Annotated in this window: 10 protein-coding genes, 1 pseudogene and 1 riboswitch; of the genes and pseudogenes, 1 reads left to right on the top strand and 10 read right to left on the bottom strand. The window is 73.0% G+C overall.

Annotation, left to right across the window (positions count from 1 at the left end):
* Positions 1 to 2 precede the first annotated feature (2 nt).
* The 5 genes from ACFY32_RS33275 to ACFY32_RS33255 all read right to left on the bottom strand — a co-directional run bounded on the left by ACFY32_RS33275 (position 3) and on the right by ACFY32_RS33255 (position 6,370).
* A complete protein-coding gene (locus tag ACFY32_RS33275) occupies positions 3 to 482 on the bottom strand; it encodes a roadblock/LC7 domain-containing protein (protein ID WP_390676265.1) in 480 nt (159 codons plus the stop codon).
* 86 nt (positions 483 to 568) lie between these two features.
* Positions 569 to 2,545, bottom strand: a complete 1,977-nt coding sequence (locus tag ACFY32_RS33270) for an ATP-binding protein (protein WP_390676264.1) — start codon at positions 2,543 to 2,545, stop codon at positions 569 to 571.
* A gap of 421 nt (positions 2,546 to 2,966) precedes the next feature.
* Positions 2,967 to 4,148: an MBL fold metallo-hydrolase gene (locus tag ACFY32_RS33265; protein WP_390676263.1), complete on the bottom strand. Its 1,182-nt coding sequence runs from the start codon at positions 4,146 to 4,148 to the stop codon at positions 2,967 to 2,969.
* Between the two features lie 250 nt (positions 4,149 to 4,398).
* Positions 4,399 to 5,184, bottom strand: a complete 786-nt coding sequence (locus ACFY32_RS33260) for an SGNH/GDSL hydrolase family protein (protein WP_390676276.1) — start codon at positions 5,182 to 5,184, stop codon at positions 4,399 to 4,401.
* A gap of 226 nt (positions 5,185 to 5,410) precedes the next feature.
* Entirely contained in the window at positions 5,411 to 6,370 is a 960-nt protein-coding gene (locus tag ACFY32_RS33255; protein ID WP_390676262.1) for a peptidoglycan DD-metalloendopeptidase family protein, read from the bottom strand.
* Between the two features lie 3 nt (positions 6,371 to 6,373).
* A riboswitch (cyclic di-AMP (ydaO/yuaA leader) is annotated at positions 6,374 to 6,570 on the bottom strand.
* A gap of 386 nt (positions 6,571 to 6,956) precedes the next feature.
* On the opposite strand from ACFY32_RS33255, the gene ACFY32_RS33250 reads away from it, so the two are divergent.
* The gene (locus tag ACFY32_RS33250) at positions 6,957 to 7,754 is read left to right on the top strand and encodes a tyrosine-protein phosphatase (protein ID WP_359202310.1); all 798 of its coding nucleotides are present in this window, start codon (positions 6,957 to 6,959) and stop codon (positions 7,752 to 7,754) included.
* Between the two features lie 34 nt (positions 7,755 to 7,788).
* Here ACFY32_RS33250 and ACFY32_RS33245 read toward each other — a convergent pair whose 3' ends face one another.
* From ACFY32_RS33245 to ACFY32_RS33225, 5 genes and pseudogenes are all read right to left on the bottom strand, one after another.
* Positions 7,789 to 7,908 (bottom strand): DUF6126 family protein, encoded by a 120-nt coding sequence (locus ACFY32_RS33245; RefSeq protein WP_190205201.1) that lies wholly within the window; start codon positions 7,906 to 7,908, stop codon positions 7,789 to 7,791.
* Positions 7,905 to 8,528, bottom strand: a complete 624-nt coding sequence (locus tag ACFY32_RS33240) for an XRE family transcriptional regulator (protein ID WP_359202307.1) — start codon at positions 8,526 to 8,528, stop codon at positions 7,905 to 7,907. The genes ACFY32_RS33245 and ACFY32_RS33240 overlap by 4 nt, the downstream gene beginning before the upstream one ends.
* Before the next feature lie 62 nt (positions 8,529 to 8,590).
* Positions 8,591 to 9,976: an aspartate aminotransferase family protein gene (locus ACFY32_RS33235; RefSeq protein WP_390676261.1), complete on the bottom strand. Its 1,386-nt coding sequence runs from the start codon at positions 9,974 to 9,976 to the stop codon at positions 8,591 to 8,593.
* The gene (gene dxs, locus ACFY32_RS33230; RefSeq protein ID WP_359202303.1) at positions 9,977 to 11,896 is read right to left on the bottom strand and encodes a 1-deoxy-D-xylulose-5-phosphate synthase; all 1,920 of its coding nucleotides are present in this window, start codon (positions 11,894 to 11,896) and stop codon (positions 9,977 to 9,979) included.
* Between the two features lie 26 nt (positions 11,897 to 11,922).
* A pseudogene (locus ACFY32_RS33225) lies at positions 11,923 to 12,090 on the bottom strand (4-hydroxy-3-methylbut-2-en-1-yl diphosphate synthase); the annotation flags it as partial.

The following is a 12,090-nucleotide window of genomic DNA, read 5'->3' as shown; positions in this document are numbered from 1 at the left end:
GCTCAGGGCCTCATCGCCGGGGAAGCGGGAGAGGCGGAGGCCGCCGGGGTCGCCGGGGTCACCGGGGACTGCGCGCCGGGGCGTCGGGGCGGGGTCACCAGGTAGGGCCGCACGCTCTTGACCAGCATCGCCATCTCGTAGCCGAGGACCGCCGCGTCGGCCTGGCGGCCGGCCAGCACGGCGAGGCAGGTGCCGGAGCCGGCGGTGGTGACGAAGAGCAGGGTCGAGTCGAGTTCGACGACGACCTGCCGTACGTCGCCGCTGTCGCCGAAGCGGACGCCGGCGCTCCGGCCGAGGGAGTACAGGCCGGAGGCCAGCGCGGCCATGTGATCGGCGCTGTCGGCGTCCAGGCCGTGAACCGACTTCACCAGTCCGTCGCAGGACAACAGCACCGCACTGGTCGTGTGCGGCACCCGCTGGACGAGGCCGCTCATCAGCCAGTCGAGGTCGGATACCTGGCCGGTCGGCGCATCGCTCGCCATGGTGGATCGACTCCTTGGGGTACGAAGGTTCGCGGCAGCGCTGGGCGTGGGGGTGGTGAGGGGGGTGGGGGCGGTGAGGGGGATGGTCATCCGGTCGGAGTGCTTCCGTCGGGCCGGGCGGTGACGGTGGCGGTGCGGTCGGTGCGGGGCGGGGGCGCGGGGACGGGCCGCGCCTCGCTGAGCGGGAACAGGTCGCGCGTGTCGGTGACGGCGGGTGCCGGTTCCGGTGCGGGCTCGATCCGCTGGGCGGCCTCGGCGAGGCCGATGCCGCGCTGGAAGGCGGCCATCAGGCCGGGGTCGTGGCCGGCGGGCCGGTCGCCGTCCGGCCGGGACGCGGGGCCCTCGCGCAACTGCGGCACCAGGTGCTCCTGGGCGCGGCGGCGCGGCAGTCGGGGCTTGCCCATGGTGCCGCGCACGGCGGCGTGGCGCGGGGCGGGCGGGGTGTCCGCGTGCTCGGCGAGCGTCTGCCGGTCGCCGGGCCGGATGCCGGGGACGGCCTCGGCCGGGTTGGCCCGCGCCGCGTGCGCACCGCGCATGGGCAGCGGCGGCGGCGCGCCGCCACCGTCCACCACCGGCGACGGCGCCGCGGCGGGGACGCCCGACGGCACGGCGGGAACGGGCTCCGACAGCGACGGGACCGGCGCGGACACCGGCACCGGCCGGAGCGGCGGCACAAGCGTCCGACCGTCACCGCCGGTGCCGTACCCGGACGGCGGCGGCACGACAGCCCGACCGTCAGCCCCGGTGCCGTACCCGGACGGCGGCGGTACGGCAGCCCGACCGTCGCCCCCGGTGTCGTACCCGGACGGCGTGGAGTCCGCCGCTCCTGTCTTCGCCGCCCCGCGTGCCGCTCCCGCCGCCGTCCCGAGCAGCGCCTGCGGTACGACGAGGACGGCCTGCACCCCGCCGTAGATGTTGGTCTGGAGCCGGACGCTGATGCCGTGCCGCCTGGCCAACTGGGAGACCACGAACAGTCCGATCCGGCCGTCCGCCAGCAGCCGGGCGACGTTGACCTGGTCGGGGTCGGCGAGCAGGGCGTTCATCCGGTGCTGTTCGGCGACCGGCATGCCCAGGCCCCGGTCCTCGACCTCGACGGCGAGCCCGGAGGTGACGAGGCCGGCGCGGAGCAGTACCTGGGTGTGCGGGGCGGAGAACACGGTGGCGTTCTCCACGAGTTCGGCCAGCAGGTGGATGACGTCGGCGACGGCGTGGCCGCGCAGCTCGCCGTCGACGGGCGGGACGAGCCGGACCCGGGAGTACTGCTCGACCTCGGCGATGGCCGAGCGCAGCACCTCGGTCATGGGGACCGGGTTGCTCCACTGCCGGCGGGAGACGGCGCCGCCGAGCACGGCGAGGTTCTCGGCGTGGCGGCGGATGCGGGTGGCGAGGTGGTCGACGTGGAAGAGGCCCTTGAGCAGGTCGGGGTCCTCCTCCTCGTTCTCCAGCTCGTCGAGGATGGAGATCTCCCGGTGCACCAGCGACTGCAGGCGCCGGGCGAGGTTGACGAAGACCTCCAGCTTCTGTTCGCTGCCCGCCTGGCTGGACAACTGGGCGGCCCGGACGACCGCGGAGACGGCGGTGTCGTGGGCGCGGGACAGGTCGGCGGCGAGCAGTTCGAACTCGTCGGCGTCGTCCGGTGGTCCGCCGCGCGGCTTGCGCCGGGGCGGGGCCTCGCCGCGGCGCAACGCCTCGACGAGGGCGTCCAGTTCGTTCTCCCCGCGGGCGGTGGAGCGGCGCAGGGCGCCGACCCGCTCGCGTACGGAGCGGGCGGCCCGGTCGGCGGCGAAGGCGGCGACGGCCACGGCGGCGGCGGTCACACAGAGGGCGCCGGCCAGGACGCCCCACAGGGCGGGGCCGGGCGGGGTGCCGGCGGACCGGACGGTGAACAGCACGGCCGCGCTACCGCCGAGGGCGACCGCGAGGGGCGGCAGCACGGCGAGCCGCAGCAGTTGGGGCCGTATGCGGGTCTCGGGCAGCGCGACAGCGGTGCGGACGGCCGGCCGGCCGTGCCGGCCGCCCTCGCGGCGGTCTGCGCGCGTGGCCGGGGCGCGGAGGTGAGGCATCGGTGTCCTTGTACTGGTCCGTCGTACTGGTCCGTCGGGCTCGCGGTGCCGACCGAGGAGACCGGTACCCGGCTCTGTGTCGCCCGACGGACACTCACGGTAGTCGTCCGCGACACACCGGTGACGGGCGTTGCGGAACTCCTCCGGGCAACGTCCCACTCTGGTATGACGCCTCGTACGACAGACCGACAACCGTCCGTTCGCGCAGAGAGGTCGTGGCCCACCGCCCGAGTCAAGGAGCCCGATGACCGACAGGACCGGCAGGACCGACTTCAGGAAGACCCTCGTCGTCGTACGGCCGGATGTGCAGCGCGGCCTGCGCGTAGGCCCGAGGAGAGATGTTCGGGTCGCCGGGGCCGTCGATCATGCGCCACCGGTCAGGCCATCGGTCCCCGGCCGTCGGAGGGACCGGCCGTACCGCTCACCGCTCGCCCGCGAGGTCGAGGTCGCCCTGGCGCGGCGCGGTCGCCGCGTGGACGGCCCACGCACGCTCGACCGGGGCGGACACCGCCCGCCACCACGGCTCCGCCGGCAGTTCCCCGGCCGGTTCGAACGGCTCGCCCGGCCGCGGGAACGCCACCGCCTGCCCGGCCTCCTCGGCCGCGTCCTTCATCCACTCCCCCGGCTCGGCCCACGGGTGCGGGGCGAGGTTGAAGGTGCCCCAGTGGATCGGCAGCAGGACGCCCGCGGTCGCGCCGCCCTGGAGGTCGAGGTGGGCGCGGAGGCCCTCCTCGGGGGTCATGTGGATGTCGGGCCAGAACTCCGCGTACGCGCCGACCTGGATCATCGTGGCGTCGAACGGGCCGTGGGCGGCGCCGATGTCCCGGAAGCCGTCGAAGTAGCCGGTGTCGCCGCTGTGGTAGACGCGGTGGTCCGGGCCGGCGACGACCCAGGAGGCCCAGAGGGTGTGCTGGGTGTTGCGCAGGCCCCGGCCGCAGAAGTGGCGGGCGGGGGTGGCGGTGAGGGTGAGGCCGCCGACCTCCGTCTCCTCGTGCCAGTCCAGCTCGCGCAGCCGGTCGGCGGGCACGCCCCAGTGCTCCAGGTGGGCGCCGACGCCGAGGGGCACGGCGAACAGGGTGTCCGTGCGGGCCAGCGCCTTGATGGTGGGCAGGTCCAGGTGGTCGTAGTGGTCGTGCGAGATGACGACGACGTCGACCGGGCCGAGGGCGGCCAGCGGCAGCGGCACGGGGTGCAGCCGCTTGGGGCCCGCGAAGGCGAACGGGGAGCAGCGCTCGCCCCAGACCGGGTCGAACAGCACCCGACGCCCGTCGATCTCGGCCAGCACGCTGGAGTGCCCCGCCCAGGTCAGCCGCAGTCCGGTGGCCGGCGGGCGGGCGAGGTCGGCGACGGTGGTGGGGTGCACGGGGATGTCGCCCGCGGGGGCGCGGCGGGAGCGTGCCTCGCGGTCGAGGTAGAGCCCGGCGAACTTGGAGGCCGAGCCGGAGGGCCGGGTCCGGGCCGGTCCGCCGGGGTTCTGGAACACGCCGTCGGCGAAGTGCGGCGATCGGCGGATACGCGCCATGCGCGCTCCGGCCGGGTCCGCGCCGAAGGCCAGGGGCCGCGGCGCACGGAGCCCGGGGTTCGGGGAACGGAAACCGGGCACGGTACCTCCACGTGGAGTAGTCGGACTCTCATTATGGTCGGCCGGTACGACACTCCGGCCGGCGGAGGCCGCCCCGCCGCCCGTCCCCCGCGCGGCGGGACACCGCGCAGGCCACCGCTTCCCCGCGCGGCGGGGCACCGCCCAGGCCACCGCTTCCCCGTCAGGCGGGAACTCCTGTTCACGTCACCGCTTCCGCACCCGGCGGGGACCCCGTTCAGGCCACCGCTTCCCCGCCCGGCAGGGACCCCGTTCAGGCCACCGCCGCGATCCGGGTCCTGATGTCGGCCGGCGACAGCGTTCCCTTGGCCCGCACGTGGTCGCCCGAGGACTCGCCGCGCAGCCGCCGCCCGATCCACGGCACCAGGTGCTCGCGCGCCCAGTGGACGTCGTCCCGCCGGACCTCCAGCGTGCCGCGCGGCGGCAGCGGGGGCCAGGGCTGCTCGGGGTCGGCCGGCACCGGCAGGCCGAGGGCCTGTCCGGCGCGGAGCGCCACGCGCGTGTGCCCCTCGGGCGAGAGGTGCAGCCGGTCCCTGTCCCAGGCCCGGCGGTCCTGGATGCTGCGCAGCGACCACAGGTCGAGCACGGGGCAACCGTAGCGGTCGGCGACGGCCCGCACATGCCCGTTGTACGTGGCGATCTTGCCGCGCAGATGCTTGAGGACGGGCACCCGGCGGGTGTCGAACCCGGTCGTCACCAGCACCGTCCCGGCGGTGGCGGTGAGCGCGGCGACCGCCCGCTCGAACCGCTCGGCCACCTCGTCGGGGTCCGTGCCGGGGCGGATGATGTCGTTGCCGCCCGCGCAGAAGGAGACCAGGTCGGGGGCGAGTCCGGCCGCCTGCGGCACCTGGTCCGCGACGACCTGGTCGAGCAGTTTCCCGCGTACGGCCAGGTTGGTGTAGGTGAAGCCGCCCTCGGGTCGCCGGTCGGCGAGCAGGACGGCGAGGCGGTCGGCCCAGCCGACGAACGCCCCGTCGGGGCCGGGGTCGCCGACGCCCTCGGTGAAGCTGTCCCCCACCGCCACGTACGACCCGATCACTGCTCTGCTGTCACTCTTCGAATCGTCTGCCACGTCGGCCCATGATTCACCTTGGATTGTGACCTACGCGACCGTAGGAGGGGGTTGACGTGCGGTGAGATAGGCCACTCGTAAAGGGTTGGCCAATTCCGGAATAACTGGACGCCCGGACAACTGGACGCGGCGAAGGCCGGCCCCGGGGACGGGGTCCGGCCTTCGGCGGTGTGCGGCGGTACGCGGGGGTGTCTCAGACGGAGACGCCGTGCGAGCGCAGGTAGGCGAGCGGGTCCACGTCCGAGCCGTAGTCCGGGGTGGTGCGGATCTCGAAGTGCAGGTGCGGGCCGGTCACGTTGCCGGTGGCGCCGGAGAGTCCGACCTGCTGCCCGGCGGTCACGGTCTGGCCGCTGGAGACGGAGAGCGAGGACAGGTGGGCGTACTGGGCGTAGTAGCCGTCGGCGAGCTTGATGACGACCTGGTTGCCGTACGCGCCGCCCCACCCGGCGGAGACGACGGTGCCCGCGCCGACGGCCTTCAGCGAGGTGCCGGTCGGGACGACGAAGTCGGTGCCGGTGTGGTAGCCGCTGGACCACATGCTGCCGGACTGGTGGTACGGGGTGCCGACGGCGCCGCCGGCCACCGGGGAGACGTAACCGCCGGAGGTCCCGGCGGCCTGGCCGCCGGTGTCCTCGGCGGCCGACGACCCGGTGGTCTTCGCGGCGGACTCCGAGGACTGCGCCGCGGACTCCGTGGTCTTGGCGGCGGACTCCGTCGACCGCGCGGCCGGCTCGGACGGCTTCGCCGCGGACCCGGTGCTCTTCGCGGCCGCAGCCGGGCCGGTGAGGGAGAGCTTCAGTCCGGGGTGGATCAGGGACGGGTCGGAGCCGACGGCTTCGCGGTTGTCCTCGTACAGCTTCTTCCAGCCGCCGCTGACCTTCTGCTCGTCGGCGATCTTCGACAGGTAGTCGCCGGTGCGCACGGTGTACGTCCGCTTTTCCGAGGCGCCGGCGGAGTTCTTCCCGGCGGCCTTCTGCGCGGCGGCCGGAAGGGACTGCACGGCCTTTTCGGAAACGGAGTGGGCGGGAGCGGCGTGGGCTCCGGTGGCCCCCATGAGCGGAAGCGCGAGCGCCGCGCCGCCGGTTCCGGCGACGGCGATGGTACGGGTCAGACGCTGGGTCCTGGTACGGCGGTGCTTACCCTTCGCGGGCATGTCGAATTCCTTCTCCGGCGCCTACGAGGTGAGCTGTCGGGTGCGGGCTGGAGCTGCCCGGCCGCGTCGTGACGCGGCTTTACCCCTAGCCGTTCCGGAGACCGGAACAGGCGGAATTCCTGTGGGTCCCCCGTTCCTGCCGTTACGGGTGGTGGATGGGTGCGGCTCCGGTCGGCGGCAGGATTAGGCGTCCGTCCGGATCGGAGGTGAACGTAAGGGACCAGGACGCAAAGAGACAAGCCTGGGGTTGCCGATAAAGCCGTTTCCCGTGATCCTTTATGGGATTCCGCAGTCATCCTCCGTGGAATTCTGGATCTTCACCGGGTACGAACGCCCTTGAAAAGGGGCTTTATTACGTGAACATGACGCCCGACGATCCGTCAGGGATATGACGCTGCTCACGCCCTCCCGGCACCCCGGTCTTTATTCCGGACCGAGCAGTAATGAAGCCACCAATTCGGACACAAAGCCCAGATACGGCACATTCGGAGAAGCGGGGCCCATAAGAGCGGGCGGGCCATGCCGTATCGTCAGGTGATGCCCGCCGACGAGCCTCGTCCGCGGGACGTAGTGGGAGGGAGTCCACGTGACGCAGCAGGTCCCGTCGACCGAGCCCGAGCTGGCCGGTGTGCGCAATTTCCGTGACGTGGGCGGGCTGCCCACCGTGGACGGCCGTCGGGTGCGGTACGGAGTGCTGTTCCGCAGCGGCCACCTGGCCCACGCGACCGAGGAGGACGCGGCGTTCCTCGCCTCCCTGGGCCTGCACACGGTCTTCGACTTCCGCAACGCCGCCGACCAGCGGCTGGAGGGCCCCGACGTGGCGCTCCCGGGCGTGCGCAACGTGAACCTGCCGCTGTCCGACCCCGCCGACGGCGCGGAGTTCTGGCGGATGGTCCGCGACGGCGACCTCGACCAGCTCCGGGAGATCCTCGCCGACGGCAAGGGCGCGGCCCGGATGACCGCCTCGTACCGCACGATCGTCACCGAGCGGACCGCCGAGCACTCCCGGGTGCTGCGCGCGCTCGCCGAGGACAGTGTCCCGGCGCTGATGCACTGCGCGGCCGGCAAGGACCGCGCGGGCCTGTCGATCGCGGTGACGCTGCTGGCGCTGGGCGTCGAGCGCGAGGCCATCGTCGAGGACTACCTGAAGTCGAACGCCACGCACCGCCGCTACAAGGTGCGCCGCAGCGGTTCCTCGGAGTCGGCCTACTCCCCCGAGGTCATGGAGCTGCTGAGCCCCCTGTTCGACGCCCGCGCCGAGTATCTGACGGCGGCGTTCGAGACGGTCGAGGAGACCTGGGGCGGCGTCGACGCCTATCTGGAGCGGGGCCTGGGCCTCACCCCGGAGATCCGCGACCGCCTGCGCGAGCGCCTGCTGGACTGAGCCGGCCCGGCCGCCCGGCCCCGGCCCGCCCCGGCTACTTGGCGCCCACCTCGAAGAGCAGGTAGACGAAGGCCGCGAAGACGTGCCCGACGGCGATGTAGATGATCAGCCGCACCCACAGCGCGCGGGGGAACTTCTCCTCCATGTCCCTCACGGGGCGTCTCCGTTCGTCGGTCCCAGGCACAGCGCGGCCGTGGGACTCTGCAGCAGGGTGTGGACGAAGAGCAGGTCGACGCCGTCGTCGTCCTCGGCGGCGATGCGGTGCGGGGTCAGCGAGTCGAAGTGCGCGCCGTCCCCGGGCCCGAGCCGGTGCACCGCGTCCCCGAGGCGCAGCCGCAGCCTGCCCCGCAGGACGTGCAGCCACTCCTCGCCGGGGTGCACCCGCACGATGTCGCCCTGCGAGCCGTGCGGCACATGGACGCGCAGTGCCTGCATCCCGCGGCCGGGGGCGCCGGCCTGCCAGTACGTCCAGCCGCCGGCCCGGGTCGGTTCCATGTCGGCGGCGCTGATCACGGCGTCCCGTTCGGCGGCCGTCTCACCGAGCAGCTCGGAGACGGTCGTACCGTAGATCCTGGCGAGGGCGAGCAGCATCGGCAGCGAGGGCTGGCGCTGCCCGGTCTCCAGCCGGGACAGGTGCGCGGGCGAGAGCCCGGCGGCGCGGGCCGCCGTCTCCAGGGTGAGGGCGGCCCGGCGGCGCAGGGCCCGCAGTCGCGGCGCCACGGCGGGCACCGTTTCGGCGGGCCCGTCCGGCGGTACGGACTCGGGTCGGCTCATGACTCCATTGAGCCCGAGATGTGCCTCAGAGGCAATTTCCTTGCCTCCGAGGCAAAAAGCGCTCACCGGTGGGCGACGGCCTGCTTCACCAGTGTCCGGCCGAAGTCCCACATCAGACCGCCGCCGTTGTGCGCGTCGTCCATGACCTCGGTGAAGGCGTCCACGAACCGGTCCACCTCCCGCTCCCCGATGATCAGCGGCGGGATCAGCTTGATGACCTCCAGGTGGTCGCCGGAGACCTGGGTGAGGACGCGATGGCGCTGGAGCAGCGGCACGACCACCATCTGCGCGAAGAGCCCCTTGCGGGCGGCCTGGAGCATGGTCCAGCGGGAGCGCAGCTTCAGCGACTTCGGCCGGCCGAACTCGATCCCGATCATCAGCCCCCGGCCGCGTACGTCGGCGAGCAGTTCGTACTTGTCGACGAGTTCGGTCAGCCGGGACTTCAGCCGCTCGCCCGTGGCCGCCGCACGCGCCACGATCCCCTCGTCCTCCATGACGTGCAGGACCGCGAGGCCGGCCGCCATGGCCTGGGCGTTGGAGCCGAAGCTCGCCGAGTGGACGAGCACCCGGTCCATCGACGAGTACACCTTCTTGAAGATCCAGTCCTTGCCGAGCGTGGCGCCGACCGGGACGTAGCCGCCGGAGAGCGCCTTGGCGACGCAGATCAGGTCGGGTTCGACGCCCCCCTCGTGCTGGTAGGCGTAGAAGGCGCCGGTGCGGCCGAGGCCGGTCTGCACCTCGTCGGCGATGAGCAGCGCCTTGTGCCGGTGCAGCAGTTCCTGCGCGGCCCGCAGATAGCCGGGCGGGGGCTCGTGCACGCCCTTGCCCTGGACCGGCTCCACGATCAGCGCGGCGACGTCGCCCTTCTCCAGCTCCCGGGCGAGCGCGTCGAGATCGCCGAGGGGTACGGCCGTGTCGGGCAGCAGCGGGGCGAAGCCGTCCCGGAAGCCGGTCTCGCCGTTGACGGAGAGCGAGCCGGTGGTCAGGCCGTGGAAGGCGTGCGCGCAGTACAGGACGCGGGGCTTGCCGGTGGCGTACCGGGCGAACTTCAGGGCCGTCTCGACCGCCTCCGTACCGCTGTTGCCGAAGAACACCCGGTCCAGGTGCGGGCTGTAGGACAGCAGTTTCTCGGCGAGCAGGCCGGGCAGCGGCTGGCAGTCGAAGCGGGTCAGGTCGGCGAGGGAGGCGTCGAGGACGTCGTGCAGCGCCTTGCGGACCACGGGGTGGTGGCGGCCGAGGCCCATCACGCCGAACCCGGCGAGCATGTCGAGGTAGTCGGCGCCGTCCGCGTCCCAGAAGTAGGCGCCCTCGCCGCGCTCGTAGACCTTGTCGAAGCCGATGGTGCGCAGCATGCGCGGGAGCTGGTGGTTGAGGTGCCGGGTGTGCAGCTCGTACCGCTCGTTCCCCCGCTCGGCCAGCAGCGCGCCGAGGTCGAACTCCTTCGTCATTCAGTTCTCTCCTTGCACTGGCGTGACGGCCCGGCCGTCGTCCGTCCGCTGCTCCTCGACGGCCAGGCTCGCGCTGATCCGGCCGGCGATCTCCACCGGGGTGAGGCCGATGTCGGCGAGCACCTCGGCGCGTTTGGCGTGCGCGAGGAACTGTTCCGGGATGCCGAACCGGCGTACGGGTACGTCGACTTCGGCGTCGCCCAGGGCCAGCGCCACCGCGGAGCCGACGCCGGCCGCGCGGCTGTTGTCCTCGACGACGGCGACCAGGCGGTGCCGGGCGGCGAGGCCGGGCAGGGCGGGGTCGACGGGCTTGACCCAGCGCGGGTCGACGACCGTGCACCCGATGCCCCGGGCCGCCAGCAGTTCGGCGGCCTGGAGGCAGACGGGCGCCAGCACGCCGACGGCGACGAGCAGCACCTGGGGGTCGTCCGCCCGGTGCAGCACGTCGAGGCCGCCGATCCGGTCCACGGCGGGGACGGCGGGCCCCACCGCCTCCTTGGGGAAGCGCAGCAGCGTCGGCGCGTCGTCGACGGCGACGGCCTCGCGCAACTGGGCGCGGAGCTGGTCGGCGTCGCGCGGGGCGGCGATGCGCAGACCGGGGACGACCTGGAGGACCGACATGTCCCACATGCCGTTGTGCGAGGGGCCGTCGGCACCGGTGACGCCCGCCCGGTCCAGTACGAAGGTCACGCCGCAGCGGTGCAGGGCGACGTCCATCAGCACCTGGTCGAAGGCGCGGTTGAGGAAGGTGGCGTAGACGGCGACGACCGGGTGCAGTCCGCCGGTGGCCAGGCCGGCCGCGGAGACTGCGGCGTGCTGCTCGGCGATGCCGACGTCCCAGACCCGGTCCGGGAACCGCTCGGCGAACCTGCCCAGGCCCACCGGGTGCAGCATGGCCGCCGTGATCGCCACGACGTCCTCGCGCTCCTCGCCGATCCGGGTGATCTCCTCGCCGAACACCGAGGTCCACGAGGGTCCGCCGGCGGGCGTCAGCGGTTCGCAGGTCAGCGGGTCCATCGCGCCGACGGCGTGGAAGTGGTCCTCCTCGTGGGCGAGGGCGGGTCCGTAGCCGCGGCCCTTCTCCGTGAGGCAGTGCACCAGTACGGGCCCGTGGAAGCGCTTGGCCCGGCGGAGGGCCGACTCCACGGCTCCGATGTCGTGCCCGTCGATCGGGCCGACGTACTTCAGGCCGAGGTCCTCGAAGAGGCCCTGCGGGGCGAACGCGTCCTTGAAGCCCTTCTTGGCGCCGTGCAGCGCCTCGTAGACGGTGTTGCCGACCACGGGGGTGCGCTGGAGGACGTCCTTGCCCCAGGCCAGCATCTTCTCGTAGCCGTCGGTGGTGCGCAGGGTCGCCAGGTGGTTGGCGAGGCCGCCGATGGTGGGCGCGTAGGACCGCTCGTTGTCGTTGACGACGATGATCAGCGGCCGGTCCTTGGCGGCGGCGATGTTGTTCAGCGCCTCCCAGGCCATGCCGCCGGTGAGCGCCCCGTCGCCGATGACGGCGACCACGTGTCCCTGCCCGCCCCGCACGTCGCGGGCCTTGGCGAGGCCGTCGGCCCAGCCGAGGACGGTGGAGGCGTGGCTGTTCTCGATGACGTCGTGCTCGGACTCCTCGCGGGAGGGGTAGCCCGACAGGCCGCCCTTGCCGCGCAGTTTGGAGAAGTCCTGACGCCCGGTCAGGAGTTTGTGCACGTAGCTCTGGTGGCCGGTGTCCCACAGGATGCGGTCGACCGGTGAGTCGAAGACCCGGTGCAGCGCGACGGTGAGTTCGACCACCCCCAGATTGGGTCCGAGGTGACCGCCGGTCCTGGCGACCGCGTGCACCAGGAACTCGCGTATCTCCTCGGACAGTTCGACCAGTTCTGCTTCGGACAGCGCCTTCAGGTCGCGTGGTCCCCGGATGTTCTCCAGAATCGTCACGCTCGGCCCCCTTCGGTCCGTGGTGTTCAGCGCACGGTGACGGCCGGCTCCCCCGACTCGCCGTCCTTCTCCATCTGCTCGGCGATCTTCATCGCCTCGTCGATCAGCGTCTCCACGATCTTGGACTCGGGGACGGTCTTGATGACCTCGCCCTTGACGAAGATCTGCCCCTTGCCGTTGCCGGAGGCCACGCC

The organism is Streptomyces sp. NPDC000134, assembly GCF_042899225.1.
Lineage (GTDB): Bacteria > Actinomycetota > Actinomycetes > Streptomycetales > Streptomycetaceae > Streptomyces.
Note: the sequence above shows the minus strand (reverse complement) of the source record. Positions and strands in the feature narration are given on the sequence as shown.

Bases quoted from the DNA above. Each gene is read 5' to 3' on its own strand.
- ACFY32_RS33275 (WP_390676265.1), bottom strand. From the start codon at position 482: ATGGCGAGCGATGCGCCGACCGGCCAGGTATCCGACCTCGACTGGCTG.
- ACFY32_RS33270 (WP_390676264.1), bottom strand. From the start codon at position 2,545: ATGCCTCACCTCCGCGCCCCGGCCACGCGCGCAGACCGCCGCGAGGGC.
- ACFY32_RS33255 (WP_390676262.1), bottom strand. From the start codon at position 6,370: ATGCCCGCGAAGGGTAAGCACCGCCGTACCAGGACCCAGCGTCTGACC.
- ACFY32_RS33240 (WP_359202307.1), bottom strand. From the start codon at position 8,528: ATGAGCCGACCCGAGTCCGTACCGCCGGACGGGCCCGCCGAAACGGTG.
- ACFY32_RS33235 (WP_390676261.1), bottom strand. From the start codon at position 9,976: ATGACGAAGGAGTTCGACCTCGGCGCGCTGCTGGCCGAGCGGGGGAAC.